Source organism: Shinella sp. GW821-FHT11G07 (assembly GCF_058808115.1).
In genome coordinates, this window is sequence record NZ_JBXARJ010000004.1 from 212,060 (window position 1) to 235,645 (window position 23,586).

Genomic DNA, 23,586 nt, shown 5'->3' on the forward strand with positions numbered 1-23,586 from the left:
ATCCTTCTTCGGCCGGAGAAGACGATGCTGCGACTTGCGCGCCACCTTTCGAGCATGATCGGCGCCAGACGACTAGCGGTCGTGCTGGGCGTGCTTGCGTCCTTTGCCGTCGTCGTCAGCCTTGCCACCATTCTCGTCATGATGGCGCTCGGCTTTCTCGCCAACCGGGCAAACGAGCTGGATGAGGAACGCACGCGCCAGGCGGTGTTCGGCTCCCTCTCGTCGCTGCGCAGTTCCATGGTCACGACGGTGCGCGACTATGCGGTCTGGGACGATGCCGTGCAGGCCATCTATGGTCAGGCCGACATGCCCTGGCTGGTCGCCAATTTCGGCCTTGCCACCGAGGGCGGTCCGCTTTTCGATACGGTTTTCCTCGTCGATGAAAACGGCCGTACCATGCTTGCCTATCGAAACGGCGCGCCGCTGGAGGCGGATGCGCATTCCTATGGTGGCGCGGTGTTTGCGGATCTTTACGACAAGGTCATCAAGGCTGGACTGGAACCCGGCGAGGAGCTCGGGGCCTTCCTGCGCACGCCACATGGCCCCGCCGTTGCCGCCGTGTCGGCCATCCGCCCGATTTCCGATGCGGTGAAGGCGCCGGCGGGTGCCCTTCGCACACTCTTCATCATCCGCCACCTGTCGCCCGCGCGGATCGCGCGGATCGCCGACAACTTTCTGATTTCCGGGCTTATGCTGACGGAAGATGAGCCCGCGAAAGGTTCGGCCGTGCCCCTGACCAATCCCGGCGGAACGGTGCTCGGCTACCTGTCCTGGACGCCGGATGCGCCGGGCGACAAGAGCTATGCGCAGGTGCGCCCGTTGGTTCTGCTGGCGCTGGCCGGGGTCATCATCTTCTTCGTGCTGCTGGTGCTGACCGGCGCCGCCTTCGTCATCCGCCTCAAGGCAGATGAGAACGCGGCGCGCAGGCAGGCCCTGACCGATCGCCTGAGCGGCCTTCGCAACCGCACCGGCCTCTTTCTCGGCCTCGATGAACTGAATGCCTGCGCCGTCCAGGACGAGCGCGACGTCGTGATGCTCTATCTCGACCTCGACGGCTTCAAGGACGTCAACGATTTCTACGGCCACGCGGTCGGCGACCGGTTGATCCGCGGCGTCTCGGCCGGGCTAGCCCGCCTTGTTCTGCCCGGCACCCTGCTCGCGCGCATCGGCGGCGATGAATTCGCCATCGCCTTCCTCGGTTCGGCGGATGGTCCGGAAGCCGAGCGGTTGACGCGGTCCATCCTCGATTTCTTTGCCGAACCCTTTGCCATCGGCGAGCGTGTCGCCATCGTCGGCGCCAGCATCGGCCTTGCCGTGTCGCGCAAGGGGACGGTGGGCGGCGAGGAGCTTCTGCGGCGGGCGGATGTCGCCATGTACCGGGCAAAACATGCCGGGCGTGGCCGCGTCATGCACTATGAAACGCTGATGGACGACGACCGCGACGAGCGACGCGAGATGGAGGATGCGTTGCGGACGGCCGTGGCGCGCGGCGAGATCGACGTCGTTTTCCAGCCGATCGTCAAGGCGCGCGGCCGTGAGATCTGTGGCGTGGAGGCGCTCGCCCGCTGGTATCGCGGCGGGACCGTGTCGGTGCCGCCGGACGTGTTCATTCCACTTGCAGAGGCGACCGGCGTCATCGATGCGCTCGGGCCGCTCGTGCTGCGCCGCGCCTGCGAGGCGGCGCGCAACTGGCCTGATATCGGCATTTCGATCAATGTCTCGCCGGCGCAGTTCCGCAATCCCTATTTCCCGGATCAGGCCCTGGCGATCATCGAGGCTGCGGGCATCGAGCCGTCGCGCGTCACGCTGGAGATCACCGAGGGCTACTTCATTCAGAATCCCGGCCGCGCGAAGCTTGTCATGGACCGGCTGAAGGTCGGTGGCGTGCGCATTGCGCTCGACGATTTCGGTGCCGGTTTCTCCAGCGTCGGTTATCTCATCCGCTTCGGTTTCGACCGGATGAAGATCGACCGGTCGCTCACCATAGCGGGTGAGCAGTCGGTGAAGGGCGGCGCGATGCTGCAGGCGACGGTGGCGCTCGCCGCTTCGTTCGACATGCCGGTGACGGCCGAAGGCGTGGAGACCGGCGAGCAGGCCGCCTTCCTGCATCTCTGCGGCTGCGACCAGCTTCAGGGGTACTTCTTCGGCAGGCCGATGAGCGAGAAGGCGATCAGCGAACTGCTCGCCCCGCCGGCCGCCGTGCAGGCGGCGGCCAGTTGATCACTTGCCGAGATGGCGTTCGCCGCGCTTGCGGGCGAGATCCATCTGTTTCTGGCGCTGGCGAAAACGCAGCCGGTCGTCTTCACTCCGGGTCGTGTAGCAATGCGGACAGGAAACACCGGCCTCGTAGAGCGGCGAGGTGACGTCCTCGGCGGTCAGCGGATGGCGGCAGGCGCGGCAGAGCTTGTGCTCGCCTTCCTCCAGCCCGTGCAGCACCGAGACGCGCTCGTCGAACACAAAGCAGGCGCCTTCCCACAGGCTTTCGTCCGCCGGCACCTCTTCGAGATATTTCAGGATGCCGCCCTTGAGATGGTAGACCTCGTCGAACCCCTCTTCCTTCATGAAGGCGGTCGCCTTCTCGCAACGGATGCCGCCGGTGCAGTACATGGCGATCTTGGGCTTGTTGTGCAGGCCGGTATTGTTGCGCACCCAGTCCGGAAATTCGCGGAAGGTCTTGGTGTTCGGATCGACCGCGCCCTTGAACATGCCGATCGCCGTCTCGTAGTCGTTGCGCGTATCGATGACGATCGTGTCTGGATCGGAAATCAGCGCATTCCAGTCCTCCGGCGCCACATAGGTGCCGACGGACCGGGTGGGGTCGATATCCTCGACGCCCATGGTGACGATTTCCTTCTTCAGCCGCACCTTCATGCGCAGGAAGGGCATGTCGCTTGCGTAACTCTCCTTGTGCTCCAGCCCGGCAAATTCCGGCTGGCTGCCTAGGAAGGCGAGCACCGTGCGGATGCCGGCATACGGTCCGGCGATCGTGCCGTTGATACCCTCATGGGCGAGCAGCAGCGTGCCGCGCACGCCGTTTTCCTCGCAGAGCGCCTGCAAGGGCTCGCGCAGGTCCGCGAAACGCGGCACCGAGACGAAATGGTAAAGCGCGGCGACGAGGAACGTGCCGTCTTCCGCGGGCAGGGAGGTTTCGTTTGTCATGGCCGCCACATACAGCTTTGGCGCATTTCAGGCAATGCGGCGCTCTGTAGCGCCTCAGGCGAGCTGGTGCAGGCTTGCGCCATTGCTGGCGCCGAGCGCCATCGACTGGTTGGAATATTGGCTCTCGCCGGTCACTTCGCGGCCCACCCAGTTCGGCAGATGCGGCTCCTCTTGGATCGAGGCAAGCTCGACCTCGGCGATAACCAGGCCTTTGTGGGCGCCGCCATAGACGTCGATTTCCCAGACATGGCCTTCGTGCGGCACCTTGTAGCGCACCTTTTCGATGACATTGCCGATGGCGTGGCGCAGCATGTCCTCCGCCTCGTCGCGGTCCACATCATATTCGTACTCGTCGCGAACGAGCACGGCATGGCCGATTTTCAGGGTGATGCGTGCCTTGCCGTCGCCGTAGATGCGGACACGAAGCGATCGGTCCTCCTGGGCGACGATATAGGCCTGCCGTATGGCGATGCCTTCGTCTGCGAAGGTACGCCATCGCTGGCCCGATACCAGGAACTTACGCTCGATCTCTTTTGCCACAGGCACGCTTTCGCTGTTGGAGATAGGCTTAGGCGAGCGGAAGACTACACGATAAGTGTGTCATGACAAGGCCATGAATCATGCTTTAGGCTCGACACGACGTCGCAGACGCGGTATTCGGATCCAAATTCAATCGTTTTAAAAGGTCGTGCCATGAGCGAGAAAAACGCCAAGCTCCTTTCCGTCCTGAAGCTGCAGCCGGTTGTGCCGGTGCTGGTCATCGATGATCTCAAGACGGCCGTTCCGCTGGCGCGCGCGCTCGTCGCCGGCGGCCTGAAGGCGATCGAAATCACGCTGCGCACGCCGGCCGCGCTTGAAGCGATCCGTGCGGTTGCCAACGAGGTCGAGGGTGCCGTCGCCGGTGCCGGCACGATCCTCAATGCCGCTCAGTTCGAGGCCGCCGTCGAGGCCGGCTCGCAGTTTATCGTCAGCCCCGGCACGACGCAGGAGCTGATCGATGCGGCGAACGATTCCGACATTCCGCTTCTGCCGGGTGCCGCCACCGCCAGCGAGGTCATGGGCCTGCGCGAAGAGGGCTATCAGGTGCTGAAATTCTTCCCGGCCGAACAGGCGGGTGGTGCCGCCTACCTGAAATCGCTGTCCTCGCCGCTTGCCGGCACGCTGTTCTGCCCGACCGGCGGCATCTCGCTGTCGAATGCCCGCGACTATCTCTCGCTGCCCAACGTCGTCTGCGTCGGCGGCTCTTGGGTTGCGCCGAAGGAGCTTGTCGCCAAGGGCGACTGGGCCGGCATTACCAAGCTCGCGGCGGAAGCCGCAGCACTCAAGGGCTGAGACAGGTTCAACGGAATTGCAGACGGGCGGCCCTTGGTCGCCCGTTATGCGTTTGTAATTCAGGACGTGCATTCCTATCTTGCCTTGCAGTCGGCCCCTGCGGTGACAAGAGAAACGGAGACGCCCTATGTTTGACGCCAAGAAGTTGCTTGACCAGTTCCTCGGTTCGCAGGTGCCCGGTGCCGGCGGATCGGTGCGCGACCGCGCCGGCCAGGTCACCCAGCTCGCCAAGGACAATCCGCTTGCCTCGATCGCCATTGCCGGCGTGCTGCTTGGCACGGGCACCGGCCGCCAGGTGGCGGGCTCCGCGCTGAAGCTTGGTAGCCTCGCTGCCATCGCCGGTCTCGGCTACCAGGCCTACAAGAACTACAAGGCCGGCCAGAACCCCGCTGAGACCACACAGGGCACGACCCCGGAACTCCTGCCGCCGCCGACCGATTCCGGCTTCCACCCCGAAGCCGTCAGCACCGATTTCGCGCTCATCCTCGTTCGCGCCATGATCGCCGCCTCGCGCGCCGATGGCCATATCGACGAGGCCGAGCGTACCCGCATCATGGACAAGCTGAAGGTCTCCGGTCTCGGTGCCGATGCCGCGCAGTTCCTGGAAGACGAGCTTGCCAACCCGGTCGACCTCGACGCGATCATTTCGGCCGCGACGACCGAAGAGCAGCGTGTCGAACTCTATACGGCCTCGCGCCTTGCCATCGAGCCGAAGTCGCGTGCCGAGCGCGGCTATCTCGACCTGCTCGCCGGCCGCCTCAACCTGCCGGATGCGCTGGTCGACCATATCGAGGCGACGGTTTCGGCCGCCACCGTCTAAGACTTGCCAGGGAGCGGCCGAACGCCGCTCCCTGCTTTCCACATTGCGCGGACAGGCCGCCTGTTCTATCCCTTCGGCAATGACCGAAGGAGAATTTGCATGCGCGATCTCACAGACTGGAAGGGTTGCCCGCCGCCGGCACCCGTTACGCTTGAAGGCCGCACCGTGCGCCTCGAGCCCTACGACCGCGCCAAACACCTTCAGGCCCTCTGGGGTGCCTTCGGCGGCATGGCGATCAACCCGCTGCTGCGCTATTTCGCCCAAGCCGATTTCACCGGCATTGAAGGGTTCGATGCGTGGTCAGAGGCGGTGATCAAATCCGGCTGGGTGCGCGAGGTCATGGTCGACAAGGCAAGCAACACGGTGGTGGGCATGGCGCATTACATGCGGCCCGACCCGGCAAACGGCGTCGTCGAGATCGGCGGCATCGCGCATGGCCCCAGCATGGCCCGCTCGCCCCTCTCCACCGAGGCGCAGTATCTTCTCGCCAAGCATGTCTTCGAAGATCTCGGCTACCGCCGCTACGAGTGGAAGTGCCACAACGGCAATGCGGCGAGCAAACGCACCGCCGCCCGCCTCGGCTTCACCTTCGAGGGCGTCTTTCGCCAGCACATGCTGTCGAAGGGCGAGAACCGCGACACCGCCTGGTTCTCGATCATCGATGGTGAGTGGCCGGCCGTCGCCAAGGCGTTCGATACCTGGCTTTCGCCGGACAATTTCGATGCCGATGGCCAGCAGAAGCGCAAGCTGGAAGACATCCGCGCCGAGATCGCCAAGGCGGACGCGGCATGAGCGAGGAAAACAAGGGAAAATCTGCAGCGCTCGCGGCGTTTTTCATCCTGCTCGGCACAGGCGTGGTGTTCTACTTCCTGCCGCGCGTCATGATCGCCCTTGGCGACGTATCGCCGTGGCTGGCGGGCGTGTTCGGCACGCTGATGGTGCTCGCTTTCTTCCTGCTGTTCTGGCTGAGGGCGCGCTACCAGCGCAACCGCGGAAACTAGGCCTGTAGCGAGGCTCCAAGCAGCAGCATCCCCAGAACCATCACCAAAGCTGCGCCGCCGATTTCGATAGCGGTGCCTATGCGCTGGCCGGCCGAACCGTTGCCGGCGAAGCGTACGGCCGCACCCTTGGCGGTGACGGCGAGGGTGGCGAGCGTCGACACCGTGATGGCGGTGCCGATCGACATGGCGAAGACGGCGAGCAGGCCACCCAGATAAAGGCCGTTGAGGAGCGCGAAGCTCAGCACGATCAGCGCGCCGGAGCAGGGGCGCAGGCCCACCGCGACGATGGCGGACCAGGCTTCGCGCAGCGCGAAACGCTCGCCCTTCAGCAGGGACGGATCGGGTGCATGGGCATGACCGCAGGTCGAGCAGACTTCGCCTGCATGATGGTGGTGACCGTGCTCGTGGTGATGATGGTCATGGACCTCGACCGCCTGGGCGCCGAGCGCGGAGGCGCGCCGGCTGGCTGGCCACAATTTCCTGAAGAGCAGCCAGGCGCCGAAGAGCGTGATGAGGGCGTAGCTGCCGATTTCGAGCGCGCGGGTGGCGTCGGTCATCGACACCGTGGTGCCGCGCAGGAAAAGAAAGGCCGCGCCGACCAGCAGGATGGCAACGATGCCCTGGAGGATCGAGGAGAGGAAGGAGAGCAACACGCCGCGCTTCAGCTCCACCTCGTTTGCCAGCATGTAGGACGAGATGACGGCCTTGCCATGGCCGGGGCCGGCGGCGTGGAAGACGCCGTAACCGAAGGACAGCGCCACCAGCGTCGAGGCGGCCCAGGGGTTCGTGCGCATCTCCTTCAGCGCGCCGGTCATCAGCCGGTAAAAACCTTGCTGCTGCGCGTTGATCCAGCCAAACAGGCTGCCGAAGGTGCCGGTCGTATTGAAGCCCGGTTCCGCCGAGCCGATGCCGAGCGGTGACTGGGCATGGGCGAGGGTGGCCGTGGCCACGACGGCGAGCGTCACGGTGGCGAGGGCAAGGGCACGTCCGCGGGTCAGCATGACATCTCCAGGCGGGTGGCGAAGAGTTTCGACATGTCGGTGCCGGCCGGATCGTTGAAGAAGGCTTCCGTCAGGCTGTCCTGGTTCTGGGCGAGCACTTCGTCGGCATCGGGCCGCACCACCGCGCGTGTGCAGGCGGAAAACTTATCGCCGACGGCGACGAGGTCGTCATCGGAGGCAAAATCCATCGCCGCATACATGGTCGGATCGTAGACGCCGAAGGTGAGCTTGCCCTTGAGCGGCATCACTTCACCCGGCTTGACGGAAAAGAACATGAGGAGCTGGCCGTCCTTGAAGTCGACATTGATCGCGTCGGGTTTTCCGACCTTGATGGTTTTTCCATCCTCGGTGATCGTCGTGTAGTAGCTGAACTCTTCAAGCGATTCGAGAACGGTCTTGCCGACTTCGGCCAGCTCGTCCGGGTCGAGCACGGCATTGCTGTTCTTGTCGAAGTCCATCACGACGCTTGCGGAAAACATGTCGTCGAAGCGCCAGACATTGCGCAGCTCGCTGACCGTGCCGTCCTCGCCGGCCACGACTTCCAGTCGCGCTTCGGCAAAGATGTGCGGATGGGCAAACGCCACAGCCGGGGCGATGAAGGCTGCTCCGGCAACGAGAAGGGGGAGCAATCGCATCGGTTTGTGTCCTCTCGAAGCGGCGGGGCGGTCTTCAGAATCGTCCGGTTGAATGTAACGCAAATGGGTCGGAATTGGGACCTTACCAGCGCTGCATTACGCCTCGATGCCAGGATTGCGGCGGAACCAGGCGTGCAGGAAATCGACGAAGGTGCGGACCTTCGCGGGCAGGTAGCGGCGGTGGGGGTAGATCGCGTAGATGCCGCGGTCGGTCGGCAGATAGTCTTCAAGGATCGAGACGATGCGGCCGGAATCGAGGCAATGGCGGGCGATGAAGGCCGGCACCTGCGCGACGCCGAGGCCGCTTGCGGCGGCGCGTACCGCCGCCGTCGGGCTATTCACCTCGATATGGCCGCTGACGGGAACGCTGAAGCCCGCGCCCTTGTCGTCGACGAAGCGCCAGTTGCTGTGCGACTTGCCGTTGGTGTCGATGATGCAGGGCAGGCGGGCAAGGTCGCTTGGATGGTTGATCGGGCCGGCCTGTGCGAGAAACTCCTCGCTCACGCAGATCTTCAGGTAGAAGTCCCCGAGCTTGCGGGCGATGAGCGCCGAATCTTCGAGCTTGGTGATGCGGACTGCGACATCGAAGCCCTCCTCCACCAGATCGACGAAGCGGTCGTCCGACACGATTTCCAACGAAAGTTCCGGATGCTCCTTGCCGAAATCGATGAGTGACTGGCCGATATCGGCATCGACGAAGGTGCGCGGGGCGGAAACTTTCAGCTTGCCGCGCAGGTCCGTGTTCTTTTCGCGCACGAGATCGGCGAGGTTGTCGATCTCCTTCAGGATGTCGGAGGCGGTGCGGTAATAGGTATGGCCGGCCTCGGTCATCGAGAACTGGCGGGTGGTGCGGTTGAGCAGCAGGGTGCCGAGTTCGTCCTCCAGCTCGCGCACATATTTGGAAAGCAGCGCCTTGGACCTCCCGGTCTTGCGCGAGGCCGCGGAAAAACCCTCGGCGTCGACGACGTCGATGAAGGCCCGGATTCGGGTCAATGTGTCCATGTATCCCCACTCGACTGTCGCGCCGCATTGCCGGAAATGCAAAGGCGGCGCAGGGCCGGCCGAAACGTGATGGCCGGTGCGTTATAACCATGCTTTGAAACTACGTTTCGCGAATGTCGTGGCTGGGAGGATATTTTCAATAGCGAAATGCAAAAAACCTCTTGATTGCGACAGCGATTCTTCTTATCTCCCCCTTGCCCAAAGTCGCACGTGCCTGTGGGTGTCCGCCGACCCTCGATTTGGTGAGGAACTCGGTAAGGTACCTGGAACTAACCCCTCCAGTCGTTTCTCCGGCCAACCGGAAGAGCGAGGACATCTTGAAGCAACGACGGTGCGGGCCTTTCTGGTGTCTGCCGGCTTTCCAACAGCCGGGGTTACTGAAGAGGCACACCTTCATTGCCGGACGTGCGGTCGGGTTTTCCCACCAATCAAAGGCAGACAAAGCCGAATTGAAGCCTAGGCGGGCTTCGATTCACCGATCGCGCATGATGCGCATGCTTGGTTCCGGGGTCTCCACCGGCTGGTTCCAGAGCGTGCTCGCATCCTGCCCTTTGTCCTCCGGGTTTCCCGGAGCAACCTGGATATGGGGAATACCGAAATGGCGACTGCACGTATTATCGACTTCCTGAACACCCGACGTCCCGACGGCCCGTGCCTCGTGGTCGACCTTGATGTCGTGCGTGACAATTTCAAGGCGTTCCGCCACGCGCTGCCTGACAGCTCGATCTACTATGCCGTGAAGGCAAACCCGGCGCCGGAAGTCCTGCGCCTGCTCGCTTCCATGGGCTCCAACTTCGATTGCGCGTCCGTCGCCGAAATCGAAATGGCGCTCGATGCCGGTGCCACCCCGAGCCGTATCTCCTTCGGCAACACGATCAAGAAGGAGCGCGACGTCGCCAAGGCGCATGCGCTCGGCGTTTCGCTCTTCGCCGTCGACAGCCATGAGGAAGTCGAGAAGATCGGCCGTGCCGCTCCGGGTGCCCGCGTGTTCTGCCGCGTCCTGACCGATGGTGAAGGTGCCGAATGGCCGCTGTCGCGCAAGTTCGGCTGCGTGCCGCAGATGGCCGTCGACGTGCTCGTCTACGCCCACCAGAACGGCCTCGTCTCCTACGGCGTGTCGTTCCATGTCGGTTCGCAGATGACGAAGCTCGACGCCTGGGATGCGGCCCTTGCCGATGCCAAGCGCGTCTTCGTGCAGCTTGCCAAGCAGGGCATCGAGCTCAAGATGGTCAACATGGGCGGCGGCTTCCCGACGAAGTATCTGCGCGACGTTCCGTCGGCTGAAGCCTATGGCAAGGCGATCTTCGGTGCGCTGAAGAAGCACTTCGGCAACCAGATCCCGGAAACCATCATCGAGCCGGGCCGCGGCATGGTCGGCAATGCGGGTGTGATCAAGGCGGAAGTCGTTCTCGTCTCGAAGAAGTCGGACAACGACAACCACCGCTGGGTCTTCCTCGACATCGGCAAGTTCGGCGGTCTCGCCGAAACCATGGACGAGGCGATCCGCTACCCGATCCGCACCGCGCGCGATCAGGACGAGATGGAGCCCTGCGTGCTCGCCGGCCCGACCTGCGATTCGGCCGACGTGATGTACGAGAAGAACATGTATCCGCTGCCGATCACCCTTTCGATCGGCGACGAGGTTCTGATCGAGGGCACCGGCGCCTACACGACGACCTACTCGGCCGTCGCCTTCAACGGCTTTGAGCCGCTCAAGGCCTACGTCATCTAAGCCTATCGGTGCTCCCGTCACGAACGGGAGCACCAAATTCACAATCAGTTTTGGATACCGTTTGAATCGGTTTTGAGCACGGGAGGCCCAGAGATGGCCACTGTTCTTGATTCTGTCCGCGCGTTCTTCGCGCATGCCGCCTTCACCATCGACCAGGAAAATGCCGGCGACGTCGTGGCGCGCGAGCGTTTGCTCGACCGCGTCATGGGCGAGGCCCGCTTCCGCAAGTCGTCCGAAAAGCTGCGCCGCGGCCGCATGCCGGCGGAGGGCCTCGCTCTTGTCGCCCGCGATCCGGATGGCCATGTCATCGGCACGGTGCGCCTGTGGAATGTCGAGGCGGGCGTTGATTCCGACGGTAATGCCGTCTCCGCGCTGCTGCTTGGCCCGCTCGCCGTCGATTGCGAGCATGAGGGCAAGGGCATTGGCGGCGCGCTGATGCGGGCGGCCCTCACCGAGGCGCGCGACCGCGGCCATGGCGCCGTGCTGCTCGTCGGCGATCCGGAATATTACGAGCGCTTCGGTTTCTTTGCCGACAAGGCGCAGCACCTCGTCATGCCCGGCCCCTTCGAGCGTCGCCGCTTCCTGGCGCTCGAACTGAAGGACGGCTGGCTGGATGGTGCTGCAGGCGTGCTCGTCACCAGCGGCCGGCGCCGCGTCATCCTGGACGTGCGCAAGGCTGCCTGAGAAGGGGCCGGCGATGAGCCGGCTCTTTCCAATTTGATGTTTGTCATTGTTTTAATTGGGCAATTGTCAAGATTGGTGCGGATATCGCGCCAATCCTTTCTCCGTTTGGTTTTCGTTTGATCCATCTCAAGGGCGGCGCTCGCCTCCCGGCTCCATAGTCGTTCCGAAAAAGACGAGTCGCGATGATGGAGAGACGACATGAATGGAAATGGGAAAAGCCGGTTGGTGCTAGCCGGAATGGCGGCCGGTCTGATGCTGCTTGGCAATCAGGCCTTGGCGGCGGACCTCGAAGAGCGCATGGCCCCGCCGGAAGCGACGGTGGATTTCGCCGCGCAGAGCCCCTGGCAGATCCGCGTGCGCGGCCTTGGTGTCATCACCAATGATTCCGGTTCCGTGAATGGCATCGCAGGGTCGAGCCTCTCCTATTCGGACTCGGTCGTTCCTGAACTCGATATTTCCTACTTCTTCACGGACAACATCGCGGCCGAACTCATTCTCGGCACGACCTATGCGAATATCGAGGCGGACGGGTCGATTGCCGGCCTCGGCAAGGTGGGCAAGACATGGCTCCTGCCGCCGACGCTGACCCTGCAGTACCACTTCACCGACTTCGGCGCCTTCAAGCCCTATGTCGGTGCCGGTGTGAACTATACGTACTTCTACAACCAGTCCGGCTCGGGTGCCTTCTCCGACCTCAAGGTCAAGAACAAGGTGGGGGCCGCCCTCCAGGTCGGTTTCGACTACATGCTCGACGAACACTGGGGTGTGAACTTCGACGTGAAGAAGATCTTCCTCGAACCCAAGTGGAAGGTCGATTTCAACGGCACGCCCCTGACGGGCAAGGCGAAGCTGAACCCCTGGCTGGTCGGCGCTGGCGTGACCTATCGGTTCTGAAGGCCGGCGCGAGTTGGCCTGCCCTTAGGGGGCGGGCCGGTTCAGTTCGCTGCGCGACGATAGAAGGCGAGCGATCCTGCAAGTGCCAGGAGCGCGCCACCGCAGATGCGGTCGAGCCAGGCGGCTCCCGATGTCTTGAGAACGCGCACGGCTTGCGTGCCGAGCGCGGCATAGCCGACCATCACCATGAAATCGATAGCCGCGAAGACGAGGGCGAGCAGCATGTATTGCTGCGCCTGGGGTGCCGAGGGGTCGATGAACTGGGGCAGGAAGGCGGAGAAGAACAGATAGCCTTTCGGATTGGTGACGGCGACGAGGAAGCTTTTCGTGAAGATGGCTTTCGCTGTCGTTCGACCGGCTGACTGCGCATCGTCGAGTGCCCGGCCGATCGAGCCGGTGGAGCGCAGCATCTGTATGCCGAGGAAGGCGAGATAGGCGGCACCCAGCCATTTGACGACGGAGAACCAGAATTCGGAGGCCGCGAGCAATGCGCCCAATCCCAACGCCACCGCGCCGATCAACACGAAATCCGACAATACGGCGCCGATCATGCTGGGCAGGGCGCGGCGCATGCCGTAGCGCGAGCCGTTGGTGAGTGCGAGCAGGACCGTCGGGCCCGGCGTGGCAATGCCGATAAAGGCGACCGCGGCGAAGGCGAGAAGGGTAACTGATGTCATGATGGGTCCTCCTGCTCCGATTGCTCCCATGCTTCCGTCACCGATGCAAGACGTCAGAAATTGACAGAAAGCCCACAAAGCCCTATGTGCGGAGCAAGGGTGAGAGCCCCTGCCGTCCGCGAGCGCAAGCTTTGGTGAAGTCTCTCTCAGAAACAATCGGTCTTCCAGCATCATGCATGCGAACCGGTGGCAATGCGGGCTCCCTCCGAAATGACGCATGCAGACACTGGAGATCCGACATGCGTCCATCCCCGACGCCCCTGCCATCCCTCGACGCCCTGAAAGACCAGGCGAAGCGGCTGCGTGCCCGTTTTGCCGAGGACGGCCAGGCCATTGCCCATTCCCGCGCGCTCGAACTCATCGCCGCGCAATACGGTTATCGCGACTGGAACACCTTGCACGCGATCGTCGGCAACCGGCCGCCGTTCAATCCGTGGATGCTCGGCTCGCGCGTGCGCGGCCACTATCTCGGCCAGCCCTTCGATGCCGAAGTGCTCGGCGTGCAGGCGCTGACGAGCCAGCCCGGCCGCTACCGCATGACGCTGCATTTCGACGAGCCGGTGGATGTGGTGACCTTCGACAGTTTTTCGGCCTTCCGCCAGCGGGTGAACTGCACCGTCGACGAGACGGGGCGGACGGCCGCGAAAACCTCGAACGGGCGACCACATCTCGAGCTGGAATGGTAGGTATCAGAACGAGCCGGACAGCCGCGCTGCAAGGCCGTCGACCTCGAAGTCGGCGGCCTTGTCGGTCTCGCGGCGGATGAGGCGGCTATATTCCAGCGCCGCCGTCGCGCCCTTGGCGAAGGTGTAGGTGAGGGTCGCCGAGAGCGATTTCGTGCGTGTACGGTAGTCGAAATAGAGCCAGTCGCTGTAGGCCTGCTCGAAGGCGAGGCCGAATTTCAGTTTTTCCGTCAGCGCCTTTTCCAGCGAAAGGCCGACCGTGCGTACATCTTCGCCGAGTGAATCGTCCACATCGGCGAGCTGGATGTCGCGCGTGAGCTTTGCCTTCAGGACCGTCTTCTTCGAAACCTGCCATGCCACTTCGCCCTTCAGGAAGGGGCGGGCGCGCTCGACCGTCTTGCCGAGATAGGAACTGAACACGCCGACGATACCGGCCTCCGCCATCACGGTGATGCCGTTCTTGAAGGCGCGGCCATAGGCGAGTGAGCCGCGCAGCGTTTCGGCCGGGAATTGCCCGAAGGTCTTCTGTTCCCACCGGTCGATACGGTTCGTCCGGTATTGCACGGTGACGCCGACCTCACCGCCCAGCAGCGGGCGAATGTGACCGCCGCTCACCTCGTAGAGCGTATTGCCGGCTTCGAGCTGCGTGGGCCGCAATCCACGGAGCGTGAAATGGGCCTTGCCCCGGTTGAGATTGGAGACCGCGGCGGTGACATGGTTCTTGCCGCCCCAGCGCTCATCCGTCAGGCCCACGCTGGCGGCGGCCGCGATGTCGGCCTTGCGGTAGCCGATCAGCAGGCCGGGCAGGGACAGAAAGATATCGCCGGATCGCCGGTATTCGAGACCGCCTTTGAGTGTCAGCTTCATGGTCTTGCTAAGATCGTGGGTATAGCCGATTTCGCCGCCGAGCGTTCGCTGATCGGCAAAGTCGTATTTCGGCACACGCCGGACGCTTGTGGTCAGTCCGTAGGCGAAATGGGAGTCTTCGAGGTCGAGACTGCCCCGCAAGCCGAGCTTCGCCTCGCCGAAAGCGGCGGGAAGGGCGGTCGGATCCTGAAAAATGTTCGACGTCCAACCACCGCCGATGCTGTAATCAACGGTTGAATCTGCAAAAGACGGGTTGCATCCGGCAAGCATCAGAGCCACGAAGATGGGGCCGCGAGGAGAGTGCATCGGATTCCGTTCCTGTCCGTTCTTGGAACAGAATCTTAGGGTTGCATGGTTAAAAATTCCCTCAATGGTTGATATTCGCGCAGCATTAGCAGAATAATTCACTATAGGTTGTATGCGGTTGGCGATCGTTAAACTTGTCTATATTATGGTTAACTCTTTGCTATGACTGGCAAATCCAGTTGAGTTAATCAGCACTTATATTACCTTCAGTTGCGTACCGAGGAGGTACACAACCGAAGGAGAGAGACATGAACAAGGCTCGCATCATCGCCGTCGCAACCATCCTCGCATTCGCCGGTACCAGCCAGGCATCCGCTGGTGGCCTTCTCGGCCTCGGCATTCTCGGCGGCAACAAGACCGGCGGCATCGTCATTGCCCCGAGCGTCGGTGTCGGCGTCGGTAACATCCTCAGCGACAATGACGGCAACAACATCCTGAACGGCGTTCTGAACAACACCCTCAACGGCACGCTGTCCGGCATCCTGAACGGCAACACGCTCGGCATCCTCGGCGGCAGCGACTGCGGCTGCAAGAAGCGCAAACACTGACCGCACCATCCCCGCCCATGCGGTCTGTCGGGAGCCCGGGAGAGCTTCGCTCTCCCGGGCTTTCGGCATTGTGGATTTCAACTGTCAGGGCGCGAAAGCCGTTCTGCGCTCTAAAACAAAAAAGCCCGCGATCATCTCGCGGGCTTCTTCATTTCGTGCGTTTGCCGATCAGTGGTTCATGGCCTTGACGATGTCGTCCGTCATCTTCTTGGCGTCGCCGAGCAACATCATCGTGCCGTCCTTGTAGAACAGCGTGTTGTCGATGCCGGCATAGCCGGAGCCGAGCGAGCGCTTGACGAAGAGGCAGGTTTTGGCCTTGTCGACGTCGAGGATCGGCATGCCATAGATCGGCGAGGACTTGTCGTCGCGCGCGGCCGGGTTCGTCACGTCGTTGGCGCCGATGACATAGGCGACGTCCGCCTGGGCGAACTCCGAGTTGATGTCTTCCAGTTCGAAGACCTCGTCATAGGGCACGTTCGCTTCGGCGAGCAGCACGTTCATATGACCGGGCATACGGCCCGCGACCGGATGGATCGCGTATTTCACCTCGACGCCGGCCTTCTTCAGCGCGTCGGCGAGTTCGCGTACCGCATGCTGCGCCTGTGCGACTGCCATGCCGTAGCCGGGCACGATGATGACCTTGGAGGCATTCGCCATCAGGAAGGCCGCATCGTCGGCCGAACCCTGCTTGACCGTGCGCTGCACGCCGTCGTCACTCGCTGCCGCCCCGCTATCGCCGCCGAAGCCGCCGAGGATGACCGAGATGAACGAGCGATTCATGCCTTTGCACATGATGTAGGACAGGATCGCACCCGACGAGCCCACGAGGGCACCGGTGATGATCAGCGCAAGGTTGCCGAGCGTGAAGCCGATGCCGGCCGCGGCCCAGCCCGAATAGGAGTTGAGCATCGACACGACGACGGGCATGTCCGCGCCGCCGATCGGTACGATCAGCAGCACGCCGAGTGCCAGCGCGAGGATGACGATCAGCCAGAAATCGAAGTGGCTTTCCGACAGCGTCAGGCCGACGATGAAGAAGATGACCGCGGCGAGCAGCACAATGTTGATGACGTGCCGATAGGGCAGCATGATCGGCTTGCCGGACATGCGGCCGTCGAGCTTCAGGAAGGCGATGATCGAGCCGGTGAAGGTGATCGCGCCGATCGCGGCACCGAGCGCCATTTCGACGAGCGCCTGGCCATGGATTTCGCCGACCTGGCCGAGGCCGAAGGAGACCGGAGAATAGAGCGCTGCGGCCGCCACCAGCACGGCGGCAAGGCCGACCAGCGAGTGGAAGCCGGCGACGAGTTGCGGCATCGAGGTCATCGGGATGGAGCGGGCGATATAGGCGCCTGCACCGCCGCCGATGGCAAGGCCGAGCACGATGAGCACGAGGCCGCCGAAGGATGGCGTCGCGAGCAGCAGCGTCGTGCCGATGGCGATGCCCATGCCGATCATGCCGAGCGTGTTGCCACGGCGGCTGGTCGTCGGATGCGACAGGCCGCGCAGTGCCATGATGAACAGCACGCCGGAGACGAGATAGAGGAAGGCTGCGAAATTCTCAGACATCGGCCAGCCTCACTTCTCTTTTTTCTTGTACATCGCCAGCATGCGCTGGGTGACGAGGAAGCCGCCAAAGATGTTGACGGAGGCGAGGATCAGCGCGACGAAGCCGAAGCCGGTCGCGATACCCGAGAGCGAGATGCCGACGGCGAGCAGTGCGCCGACGACGATGACCGAGGAGATCGCGTTGGTGACGGCCATCAGCGGCGTGTGCAGCGCCGGCGTCACCGACCAGACGACATAATAGCCGACGAAGATCGACAGCACGAAGATTGCCAGGCGGAAGACGAAGGGGTCGATTGCCCCGCCGGAAACGCCGTGCGCCGCAACAGCAGCCGCATCAGGCACATATTCGGAGGCCGTGCGCACGGCTTCCACGGCGCGCTCAAGCTCGATGATGGCCTTGTCCAGAAGTTCGTTCGCCATCACTTGGCCTCCCCTAGCTGTACGGCAGCGCTGCCGAAGTTCGGATGCACCACGGAACCGCCATGGGTCAGCATCGTTGCCTTGACGAGTTCGTCCTCGACATTGACCGAAACCGACTTGTTTTCCTTGTCGACCATGGTCTCGAGGAAGGTCAGCAGGTTCTTGGCATAGAGCGCGGAGGCGGAGGCGGCGATGCGGCCCGGCACGTTGAGATAGCCGATAACCTTGACGCCCTCGACTTCGGCGACCTTGCCGGCCTCGGAGCCCTCGATATTGCCGCCGCGTTCAACCGCGAGGTCGACGACGACGGAGCCGTTGCGCATGGCGGCCAGCATCTGGCGCGTCACGAGACGCGGTGCCGGGCGGCCGGGAATGAGCGCGGTGGTGATGACCATGTCCTGCTTGGCGATATGCTCAGCCACGAGTGCCGCCTGCTTCGCCTGATATTCCTTGGACATTTCCTTGGCGTAGCCGCCCGCGGTTTCGGCGGCCTTGAACTCATCATCCTCGACGGCGATGAATTTTGCGCCGAGCGAGGCGACCTGCTCCTTGGCGGCGGGACGAACGTCCGTCGCGGACACGGCTGCACCGAGACGGCGTGCCGTCGCGATGGCCTGAAGACCGGCAACGCCGGCACCCATGACAAAAACCTTGGCGGCCGGAACGGTGCCGGCGGCGGTCATCATCATCGGCATGGCGCGGTCGAATTCGTGGGCCGCGTCGATCACCGCCTGGTAGCCGGCGAGGTTTGCCTGCGAAGAGAGAATGTCCATTGACTGGGCGCGCGTTATGCGCGGCATCAGTTCCATGGCAAAGGCGGAGAGCCCGGCATTGGCCATTTCGGCGATCGCCGCCTCATTGCCATAGGGGTCCATGGTGGCGATGACGATGGCGCCGGATTTGTAGGTGGCGATCTCGGCCGAGGTCGGCCGTCGCACCTTCAGGACGACGTCCGCAGACTTCGCCTCGTCCGGACCGACGATGCGGGCACCGACCGCTTCGTAATCCGCATCCAGGATACGCGACTTGAGACCTGCGCCGGCTTCCACCAGCACATCGAGCCCCAGGCCTTTCAATTTCTTGACAGTTTCCACGGAACCCGCAACGCGGCCCTCCGCCGCGTCGCTTTCCCGCGACACAAAAATACACTGACTCAAACCGTGGTCCTCCCCCCGAGACTGGCCGTGTTGAATCACGACGCCGGATGGCACCGTGACAAACCGCAAATGCGGCTGTTTGGATCAACGCAGCAGAATGAAGCCGGCGACGTTGAGAATGATGAAGAGCAGAACTGCGCTGAAGAAGCCGGCGCTGGTGAAGAAACCGGCGGCCATGGCGACCAGCAGGGCGACGCAGAACAGCGTGCCGAACTTGGCTGCATTGATGAAGAAATTGTAGGTCTTCTCGTGCTCGGGATAATCCATCGGAGCGCCCATTTCGACCGGTCCGGAATGATGTTCAGCCATAGTCACCTTCTCCTAAGCAGCCACACCCGCCAGACGGAAAAGTTCCACCCGATGAGTGCCTAAAACACGCCGGAACCAAAGCATCCCGGCTTTTCCCCCTTGCGCGGCAAGCGCGCGGTCTTCAGGCCATACACAATGGATCGGCAAAGCGCAACGGCAAGGCGGGGGGTGCCGATGCACCTGTATCGTTTCCGAAACAGATCGGGCCGGTTTCGCAAGAAACCGGCCCGCCATGTGACATCAAAACGCAGGTCTCATCCGGCGAAGGCATTGCCGGAAAGCTGGATCCGGCCATCGCCGAAATGGGCGCGGCGGGCCGTCGGGCGCACCGTCAGCGGGCTGAACGTCAGGTCCTCGCCGCGGGCGAACATCATGCGGCGCTCGTAGGGTTCGGACTTGAAGAACGGGAAGCGCTGGTAGAGCGACGGCAGCGTCTCCTTGACGTTGGTCGCCAGCAGCATCAGGTCGATGATGAACTTGCCGTGGTTGCTCTTCGGCGAGGCGACGAAGTCGGCATCGAAGACGCGCTTGTAAAAGGCGGAATGGGCGGGCTTGACCATCTGCAGGCAGCGATCTGCCTGGAAATAATCCGTCGCCATCGTGGCGATGCGCAGCGTCAGATAGGGGATCGCCGGCATCTCCCGCCAGATTTCCGGATCGGCGGCAAGGCGCACGGGATCGATCAGCGACAGGCCTGCATCGAGGAAGGCATTGATTTCGTCCGGGAAAACCTTGCCCGACGAGGTGACGCGATGGTCCGGCGTCACATGATGCAGGCGCACCGTCGAGATCAGCCGCTCTTCATAGTAGATGCCGAAGACATAGGCCTGGCTGTCGAAATCGGAGTCGTCGATCAGCACTGCCTGTTCGTCGAGGTGCATGACGGCGCCGGCCTTGTAGGCCTTGTAGCGGATGCGAGCGACGTCTTCCATGTCCTCGCCCGTCTCGACCCGGCGGTATTCGATCCTGTCGAGCAGTCCCAGAAGCTTGTCCGAAAAGCGATTGGTCGCCGTCTCCACGCTGGCCATTGTCCCCGTATCCCCGATTGAAAAAGCCGCAGCCACCGCGCTGCTATGCTTAACAATCTCCGATATAAGACAATTTGTGTAAAATACCATTCGTTAACCTTAATGAGTGGTTAACGCTAAATTTGAAGAAGCTGATACACGGTATCGAATTTATACGATCCGTTGAAAAGTCAGGGGAGGGTTTTCAGGCGACGCGGCGGCCGCGGCGGCGGGAATCGCCGGGTTTACGGGCGAGGGTCTCGTAAAGATCACGCAGCGCATCCGGCGACATGGGCGCGGCAAAGACGTAGCCCTGCACGAGATCGGCACATTGGTACTTGTTGATAAGTGCAAGCTGCTCGCGCGTCTCCACACCTTCGACGACAATGCGCAGGCCCAGTTCGCGCGAAAGGTTCACCGTGCCGCGTAGCAATTTGAAACGGCGCGGGTCCTCGCCGATGTTGCGCACGAAGGACCGGTCGATCTTGATGACATCGAGCGGCAGCTGGTCGAGATAGCTGAGGCTCGAATAGCCGGTGCCGAAATCGTCGATGGCGATGGTGATGCCGCGTGCGCGCAGCTCCTGCAGGATTGCCTGCACCTTCACCGGCTCCTCCATGAGGCAGCTTTCGGTGACTTCGAGATGCAGCCGGTGCGGCGCGAGTTTTGCGGCCTCCAGTGCCTCGGCGACGAGGTCGATGATGCTGGTGCCGCGCAGGTCCTGCACGGAGAGATTGACCGAAACGCCCATATGCGCCGGCCAGGTCGCGCAGTCGGCGCAGGCCCGCATGACCATGAAGCGGGTGATGTCGGAGACGATGCCCATCTCCTCGGCGATCTGGATGAACACGGTCGGCGGCACGGGGCCGCGCTCCGGATGTGTCCAGCGCGACAGGGCCTCGCAGCACTCGATGCTTGAACCGTCCGGCACGAACATCGGCTGGTAGGCGACCGACAGCGTGTTGCTGGCAAGCGCATCGCGCAGGTCGTCCTTGAGCTTCTGGCGATCCGTATAGCGCTCGTCCATCTCCTGTTCGAAGACGGTGACGCTGCCCTTGGCGCGCGATTTCGTCTCGAAAAGCGCGAGGTCGGCGCGGATCTGCATTTCCTCCAGCCGGAAATCGCCGCTCGGCACGGTCACGCAGCCGGCGCTGAAGGAGACGAGGAAGGTCATGCCGTCGAATTCGTAGTTGCCACGCAGCTGCTCGTGGAAGCGGTGCATGCGCGCCTCGAGATCGCGGCGGTTCGTCTCGTTCGGAAAGAAGACGATGAACTCGTCGCCCATCAGGTGGCCGACGATCATTTTGTCGCTGGCAAGCCGGCGCAGCCGCTCGGTGATGGCGCAGAGCAGCCGGTCGCCGGTGACGTGGCCCTTCATGTCGTTGACATGTTTGAAGTCGTCGACGTCGAGCACCATGAAGCCGACCGTGCCGGGCTTCTTGCGTTCGGCCAGCGCTTCCTGCACGAGATCGGAGAAGTAGGTGCGGTTCGGCAGGCCGGTGAGGCTGTCGTAGCGCACCATGTGCAGGATCTTGTTTTCCGCCCGCACACGCGCCGTCACGTCTTCGAAAATCAGAACTGCGCCGCCGTTTTCACGGGGCGATGCGGTGAATTCCAGATAGAGCCCGTCCGTCACCTGGATGAGCGCACGCGATCGCTCGCCCTTCAGAAGTTCGTCGAGCCGGCGCAGGATCGTCTTGCTCTGCTCGGCGTTGACGAACGTGTTGCGTACGCCGAAGCGCAGGACGACATCGAGATGGCAATCCTTCAGCCGTTCCTGGTTGCCGAGATGAAGAAGCTCGCAGGCCCGGCGGTTGGCGACGAGGATACGATGGTCGGCATCCAGCATGAACAGGCCGTGCGGCATGTTGTTCAGCGCCGTGTCGAAACGGTCGGCAATGATCGAGACTTCGCGCGTCGCCAGCACGTTCCTGTAGAGGAAGTCGCGCACACCGTTCGCCATCATGCGGGTCGTCATCACGAAGGGCAGGATGAGGACGGCGAGCACCGCGTGGTAGAAATCCTGCAGGCCCAGGAAGCCGACGACCATGGGGAAGCAGGCGGTAAAGGTCATGTAGTCGACGGCCCGCTTCGAGCCGCAGTTGCGGCCAACGACGGAGACCATGGTGGCGAGCGTCACCGCAATGGTGGCGAGCTCGGCGAAACTGTCGCGACTGAAGAGCAGGCTGTAGCCGCAGGAGATGCCGAGCGCCAGCGTCGTGCCGACGGCCCCGAGATTGTACCAGTTCTCCCAGTAGCGGATGCCGTCCATGTCGAGCGTGGACTGGTCCACCCGGTCGAAATGGCGCATGCCGACAGCACGCGTCGACCAGATAAGTATGACGAGCCCGCTCCAGATCAGGAAGAAAGGGTCGGCGGTTTTGGCATAGACGAACGAGAACGTGATGACATGCGAAATCATGCCCACGAAGAGGGTCTGGCGGTTCCCGTACAGCGAGCTGACGAACGACAGGTACACATCAGCCGGCAGTGTGTTTTGACCCTTATCCTTCATGGACTAGGCACTCCCTTGACGAGAGAGGGTTACCGACCAAAATTTAATGAATGATTTCGGGAAATTACCCAATAACGAGGGTGCACCCGGGCATTCTTGCACGCTTGTTCAACCGAAGGAAGATAGCTTCAACCTCATATTGTAGTATTGCTGCTTTTCGGCCCATAGATTCAACCTGGCATGGGCATGGCGCGCAATATCCTTACCTGGCAACGACACACAATTACGCGAAAGAAAGGCGAGAAAAATCCATGCCGCAATCGCTGTTTGCAAGGCTTTGGTTAACAACCCCTGGCGGACACTCTGACAGATTTTATCGGTCCCGGCTACGTTGCACAGGCTGTCATACCCCCTGCAACGATTGATCTGTCGTCATTTCGCCAGAATAGGGGAATTGACTGATCGCGGATTTGATAGCAAATCCTCATTTGGTATTTCTTTTTCCGGAGCCCATCATGTCGAAACCCGTCGTCGCCATTCCCGCCGATATCAGGGAGATCGAAGGCAACGTCTGGCAGGCCACCCCGAACCAGTATGTCCGCGCTGCCGTCAAGGGCGCCGACGTCACCGTTTTCCTCGTCCCCGCACTGGATGCCGACAACGATTTCGACGGTATCCTCGATCGAGTGGACGGGCTTCTGGTCAGCGGTTCGCGCACGAACGTGCACCCCTCGCTCTACGGCAAGGAGGCCACGGCGGCGGAAGGCCCCTATGACATGGCGCGCGATGCGACCAGCCTGCCGCTCATCAAGCGGGCGCTCGAGCGCGGCATTCCGCTGCTTGCCATCTGCCGCGGCATTCAGGAGCTGAACGTCGTGCTGGGCGGAACACTCGCCAACGAAATTCAGGAGCAGCCCGGCGTATGGGACCATCGCAAGCCCGACACGCCCGTGCTCGACGTCGCCTACGGCATCCGCCAGAAGGTCACTGTCAAGGAAGGCAGCTGCCTCGCCGCGGTGCTCGGCGCCGGCGAGGTGCAGGTGAATTCGCTGCACCGCCAGGCGATCTCCGAATTGGCGCCGCGGCTTGCGCTGGAAGCGGTCGCCGAGGACGGCACGATCGAAGCCGTCTCCGTTATCGGAGCCAAGGCGTTTGCCGTCGGCGTGCAATGGCACCCGGAATACTGGGTCGGCTCCGACCAGCCGTCGAACAAGCTTTTTGCCGCCTTCGGCGAAGCGGTGCGCGACTATGCGGCTGCCAAGCAGGGCGCAAGCGCTCCCGCCACCGAGGCGGACGTGCTGGCCTTCGGTTCGGTCAAGTCGGCCTGA

At 62.7% G+C, this 23,586-nt stretch carries 24 protein-coding genes; 11 read left to right on the plus strand and 13 right to left on the minus strand.

The genetic code is table 11. The features are described 5' to 3' along the window. Positions 1–24 precede the first annotated feature (24 nt). A complete protein-coding gene (locus AC1RT2_RS10010) occupies positions 25–2,220 on the plus strand; it encodes a putative bifunctional diguanylate cyclase/phosphodiesterase (protein ID WP_493101574.1) in 2,196 nt (731 codons plus the stop codon). Here AC1RT2_RS10010 and trhO read toward each other — a convergent pair whose 3' ends face one another. After that, positions 2,221–3,159 (minus strand): oxygen-dependent tRNA uridine(34) hydroxylase TrhO, encoded by a 939-nt coding sequence (trhO, locus tag AC1RT2_RS10015; RefSeq protein WP_493101576.1) that lies wholly within the window; start codon positions 3,157–3,159, stop codon positions 2,221–2,223. A gap of 54 nt (positions 3,160–3,213) precedes the next feature. Then, the gene (locus AC1RT2_RS10020; protein WP_069061086.1) at positions 3,214–3,699 is read right to left on the minus strand and encodes a CYTH domain-containing protein; all 486 of its coding nucleotides are present in this window, start codon (positions 3,697–3,699) and stop codon (positions 3,214–3,216) included. 153 nt (positions 3,700–3,852) lie between these two features. On the opposite strand from AC1RT2_RS10020, the gene AC1RT2_RS10025 reads away from it, so the two are divergent. The 4 genes from AC1RT2_RS10025 (at position 3,853) to AC1RT2_RS10040 (ending at position 6,312) form a co-directional block, all read left to right on the plus strand. Further along, on the plus strand, positions 3,853–4,491 hold the full coding sequence (locus AC1RT2_RS10025; RefSeq protein ID WP_069061087.1) for a 2-dehydro-3-deoxy-phosphogluconate aldolase: 639 nt from the start codon (positions 3,853–3,855) through the stop codon (positions 4,489–4,491). A gap of 127 nt (positions 4,492–4,618) precedes the next feature. Beyond that, positions 4,619–5,311: a tellurite resistance TerB family protein gene (locus tag AC1RT2_RS10030; protein ID WP_493101578.1), complete on the plus strand. Its 693-nt coding sequence runs from the start codon at positions 4,619–4,621 to the stop codon at positions 5,309–5,311. A gap of 99 nt (positions 5,312–5,410) precedes the next feature. Continuing rightward, a complete protein-coding gene (locus AC1RT2_RS10035; protein WP_493101580.1) occupies positions 5,411–6,103 on the plus strand; it encodes a GNAT family N-acetyltransferase in 693 nt (230 codons plus the stop codon). Further along, positions 6,100–6,312, plus strand: a complete 213-nt coding sequence (locus AC1RT2_RS10040) for a hypothetical protein (RefSeq protein ID WP_069061090.1) — start codon at positions 6,100–6,102, stop codon at positions 6,310–6,312. The genes AC1RT2_RS10035 and AC1RT2_RS10040 overlap by 4 nt, the downstream gene beginning before the upstream one ends. On the opposite strand, the gene AC1RT2_RS10045 is transcribed toward AC1RT2_RS10040, so the two are convergent. The 3 genes from AC1RT2_RS10045 to AC1RT2_RS10055 all read right to left on the minus strand — a co-directional run bounded on the left by AC1RT2_RS10045 (position 6,309) and on the right by AC1RT2_RS10055 (position 8,950). Then, positions 6,309–7,313, minus strand: coding sequence for a nickel/cobalt transporter (locus AC1RT2_RS10045; protein ID WP_069061091.1), 1,005 nt, complete (start codon positions 7,311–7,313; stop codon positions 6,309–6,311). The genes AC1RT2_RS10040 and AC1RT2_RS10045 overlap by 4 nt on opposite strands. Next, positions 7,307–7,948: a DUF1007 family protein gene (locus AC1RT2_RS10050; protein ID WP_069061092.1), complete on the minus strand. Its 642-nt coding sequence runs from the start codon at positions 7,946–7,948 to the stop codon at positions 7,307–7,309. Before AC1RT2_RS10050 ends, AC1RT2_RS10045 begins: the two co-directional genes overlap by 7 nt. A gap of 96 nt (positions 7,949–8,044) precedes the next feature. Continuing rightward, positions 8,045–8,950 carry a LysR family transcriptional regulator gene (locus tag AC1RT2_RS10055; protein ID WP_069061093.1) on the minus strand — a complete coding sequence of 302 codons (906 nt, stop codon included), beginning with the start codon at positions 8,948–8,950 and terminating at the stop codon, positions 8,045–8,047. Between the two features lie 598 nt (positions 8,951–9,548). Between AC1RT2_RS10055 and odc2 the strand changes: the two genes are divergently transcribed. The 3 genes from odc2 to AC1RT2_RS10070 all read left to right on the plus strand — a co-directional run bounded on the left by odc2 (position 9,549) and on the right by AC1RT2_RS10070 (position 12,260). After that, on the plus strand, positions 9,549–10,682 hold the full coding sequence (gene odc2 / locus AC1RT2_RS10060) for an ornithine/lysine decarboxylase (protein ID WP_069061626.1): 1,134 nt from the start codon (positions 9,549–9,551) through the stop codon (positions 10,680–10,682). 93 nt (positions 10,683–10,775) lie between these two features. Further along, positions 10,776–11,366: a GNAT family N-acetyltransferase gene (locus AC1RT2_RS10065; protein WP_493101582.1), complete on the plus strand. Its 591-nt coding sequence runs from the start codon at positions 10,776–10,778 to the stop codon at positions 11,364–11,366. A 198-nt stretch (positions 11,367–11,564) separates the two neighbouring features. After that, the gene (locus tag AC1RT2_RS10070) at positions 11,565–12,260 is read left to right on the plus strand and encodes an OmpW/AlkL family protein (protein ID WP_493101583.1); all 696 of its coding nucleotides are present in this window, start codon (positions 11,565–11,567) and stop codon (positions 12,258–12,260) included. Positions 12,261–12,301: 41 nt separating this feature from the next. On the opposite strand, the gene AC1RT2_RS10075 is transcribed toward AC1RT2_RS10070, so the two are convergent. Continuing rightward, positions 12,302–12,937: a LysE family translocator gene (locus AC1RT2_RS10075; protein ID WP_493101584.1), complete on the minus strand. Its 636-nt coding sequence runs from the start codon at positions 12,935–12,937 to the stop codon at positions 12,302–12,304. Positions 12,938–13,176: 239 nt separating this feature from the next. Between AC1RT2_RS10075 and AC1RT2_RS10080 the strand changes: the two genes are divergently transcribed. Continuing rightward, positions 13,177–13,623 (plus strand): glyoxalase superfamily protein, encoded by a 447-nt coding sequence (locus AC1RT2_RS10080; RefSeq protein ID WP_444799287.1) that lies wholly within the window; start codon positions 13,177–13,179, stop codon positions 13,621–13,623. Between the two features lie 3 nt (positions 13,624–13,626). Here AC1RT2_RS10080 and AC1RT2_RS10085 read toward each other — a convergent pair whose 3' ends face one another. Then, the gene (locus tag AC1RT2_RS10085) at positions 13,627–14,793 is read right to left on the minus strand and encodes an outer membrane beta-barrel protein (RefSeq protein WP_493101585.1); all 1,167 of its coding nucleotides are present in this window, start codon (positions 14,791–14,793) and stop codon (positions 13,627–13,629) included. A 248-nt stretch (positions 14,794–15,041) separates the two neighbouring features. On the opposite strand from AC1RT2_RS10085, the gene AC1RT2_RS10090 reads away from it, so the two are divergent. Continuing rightward, on the plus strand, positions 15,042–15,341 hold the full coding sequence (locus tag AC1RT2_RS10090) for a hypothetical protein (protein ID WP_069061099.1): 300 nt from the start codon (positions 15,042–15,044) through the stop codon (positions 15,339–15,341). Between the two features lie 168 nt (positions 15,342–15,509). On the opposite strand, the gene AC1RT2_RS10095 is transcribed toward AC1RT2_RS10090, so the two are convergent. The 6 genes from AC1RT2_RS10095 to AC1RT2_RS10120 form a co-directional block, all read right to left on the minus strand. Then, entirely contained in the window at positions 15,510–16,910 is a 1,401-nt protein-coding gene (locus tag AC1RT2_RS10095) for an NAD(P)(+) transhydrogenase (Re/Si-specific) subunit beta (RefSeq protein ID WP_493101586.1), read from the minus strand. A gap of 9 nt (positions 16,911–16,919) precedes the next feature. After that, on the minus strand, positions 16,920–17,330 hold the full coding sequence (locus AC1RT2_RS10100; RefSeq protein WP_069061101.1) for an NAD(P) transhydrogenase subunit alpha part 2: 411 nt from the start codon (positions 17,328–17,330) through the stop codon (positions 16,920–16,922). Then, a complete protein-coding gene (locus AC1RT2_RS10105; protein WP_069061102.1) occupies positions 17,330–18,487 on the minus strand; it encodes a Re/Si-specific NAD(P)(+) transhydrogenase subunit alpha in 1,158 nt (385 codons plus the stop codon). The genes AC1RT2_RS10100 and AC1RT2_RS10105 overlap by 1 nt, the downstream gene beginning before the upstream one ends. Before the next feature lie 84 nt (positions 18,488–18,571). After that, positions 18,572–18,796 carry an aa3-type cytochrome c oxidase subunit IV gene (locus AC1RT2_RS10110; protein ID WP_444799139.1) on the minus strand — a complete coding sequence of 75 codons (225 nt, stop codon included), beginning with the start codon at positions 18,794–18,796 and terminating at the stop codon, positions 18,572–18,574. A gap of 254 nt (positions 18,797–19,050) precedes the next feature. Next, positions 19,051–19,824, minus strand: a complete 774-nt coding sequence (locus AC1RT2_RS10115) for an N-acyl amino acid synthase FeeM domain-containing protein (protein WP_069061104.1) — start codon at positions 19,822–19,824, stop codon at positions 19,051–19,053. 184 nt (positions 19,825–20,008) lie between these two features. Then, positions 20,009–22,318, minus strand: coding sequence for a putative bifunctional diguanylate cyclase/phosphodiesterase (locus AC1RT2_RS10120; protein WP_493101587.1), 2,310 nt, complete (start codon positions 22,316–22,318; stop codon positions 20,009–20,011). A gap of 455 nt (positions 22,319–22,773) precedes the next feature. Between AC1RT2_RS10120 and AC1RT2_RS10125 the strand changes: the two genes are divergently transcribed. Next, the gene (locus AC1RT2_RS10125; protein ID WP_069061106.1) at positions 22,774–23,586 is read left to right on the plus strand and encodes a gamma-glutamyl-gamma-aminobutyrate hydrolase family protein; all 813 of its coding nucleotides are present in this window, start codon (positions 22,774–22,776) and stop codon (positions 23,584–23,586) included.

What these genes read in the sequence shown, in the direction of transcription:
- AC1RT2_RS10010 (WP_493101574.1), top strand. Translation starts at nt 25, where the DNA reads ATGCTGCGACTTGCGCGCCACCTTTCGAGCATGATCGGCGCCAGACGA.
- trhO (WP_493101576.1), bottom strand. Translation starts at nt 3,159, where the DNA reads ATGACAAACGAAACCTCCCTGCCCGCGGAAGACGGCACGTTCCTCGTC.
- AC1RT2_RS10025 (WP_069061087.1), top strand. Translation starts at nt 3,853, where the DNA reads ATGAGCGAGAAAAACGCCAAGCTCCTTTCCGTCCTGAAGCTGCAGCCG.
- AC1RT2_RS10030 (WP_493101578.1), top strand. Translation starts at nt 4,619, where the DNA reads ATGTTTGACGCCAAGAAGTTGCTTGACCAGTTCCTCGGTTCGCAGGTG.
- AC1RT2_RS10035 (WP_493101580.1), top strand. Translation starts at nt 5,411, where the DNA reads ATGCGCGATCTCACAGACTGGAAGGGTTGCCCGCCGCCGGCACCCGTT.
- AC1RT2_RS10040 (WP_069061090.1), top strand. Translation starts at nt 6,100, where the DNA reads ATGAGCGAGGAAAACAAGGGAAAATCTGCAGCGCTCGCGGCGTTTTTC.
- AC1RT2_RS10045 (WP_069061091.1), bottom strand. Translation starts at nt 7,313, where the DNA reads ATGCTGACCCGCGGACGTGCCCTTGCCCTCGCCACCGTGACGCTCGCC.
- AC1RT2_RS10050 (WP_069061092.1), bottom strand. Translation starts at nt 7,948, where the DNA reads ATGCGATTGCTCCCCCTTCTCGTTGCCGGAGCAGCCTTCATCGCCCCG.
- AC1RT2_RS10055 (WP_069061093.1), bottom strand. Translation starts at nt 8,950, where the DNA reads ATGGACACATTGACCCGAATCCGGGCCTTCATCGACGTCGTCGACGCC.
- odc2 (WP_069061626.1), top strand. Translation starts at nt 9,549, where the DNA reads ATGGCGACTGCACGTATTATCGACTTCCTGAACACCCGACGTCCCGAC.
- AC1RT2_RS10065 (WP_493101582.1), top strand. Translation starts at nt 10,776, where the DNA reads ATGGCCACTGTTCTTGATTCTGTCCGCGCGTTCTTCGCGCATGCCGCC.
- AC1RT2_RS10070 (WP_493101583.1), top strand. Translation starts at nt 11,565, where the DNA reads ATGAATGGAAATGGGAAAAGCCGGTTGGTGCTAGCCGGAATGGCGGCC.
- AC1RT2_RS10075 (WP_493101584.1), bottom strand. Translation starts at nt 12,937, where the DNA reads ATGACATCAGTTACCCTTCTCGCCTTCGCCGCGGTCGCCTTTATCGGC.
- AC1RT2_RS10080 (WP_444799287.1), top strand. Translation starts at nt 13,177, where the DNA reads ATGCGTCCATCCCCGACGCCCCTGCCATCCCTCGACGCCCTGAAAGAC.
- AC1RT2_RS10085 (WP_493101585.1), bottom strand. Translation starts at nt 14,793, where the DNA reads ATGCACTCTCCTCGCGGCCCCATCTTCGTGGCTCTGATGCTTGCCGGA.
- AC1RT2_RS10090 (WP_069061099.1), top strand. Translation starts at nt 15,042, where the DNA reads ATGAACAAGGCTCGCATCATCGCCGTCGCAACCATCCTCGCATTCGCC.
- AC1RT2_RS10095 (WP_493101586.1), bottom strand. Translation starts at nt 16,910, where the DNA reads ATGTCTGAGAATTTCGCAGCCTTCCTCTATCTCGTCTCCGGCGTGCTG.
- AC1RT2_RS10100 (WP_069061101.1), bottom strand. Translation starts at nt 17,330, where the DNA reads ATGGCGAACGAACTTCTGGACAAGGCCATCATCGAGCTTGAGCGCGCC.
- AC1RT2_RS10110 (WP_444799139.1), bottom strand. Translation starts at nt 18,796, where the DNA reads ATGGCTGAACATCATTCCGGACCGGTCGAAATGGGCGCTCCGATGGAT.
- AC1RT2_RS10115 (WP_069061104.1), bottom strand. Translation starts at nt 19,824, where the DNA reads ATGGCCAGCGTGGAGACGGCGACCAATCGCTTTTCGGACAAGCTTCTG.
- AC1RT2_RS10120 (WP_493101587.1), bottom strand. Translation starts at nt 22,318, where the DNA reads ATGAAGGATAAGGGTCAAAACACACTGCCGGCTGATGTGTACCTGTCG.
- AC1RT2_RS10125 (WP_069061106.1), top strand. Translation starts at nt 22,774, where the DNA reads ATGTCGAAACCCGTCGTCGCCATTCCCGCCGATATCAGGGAGATCGAA.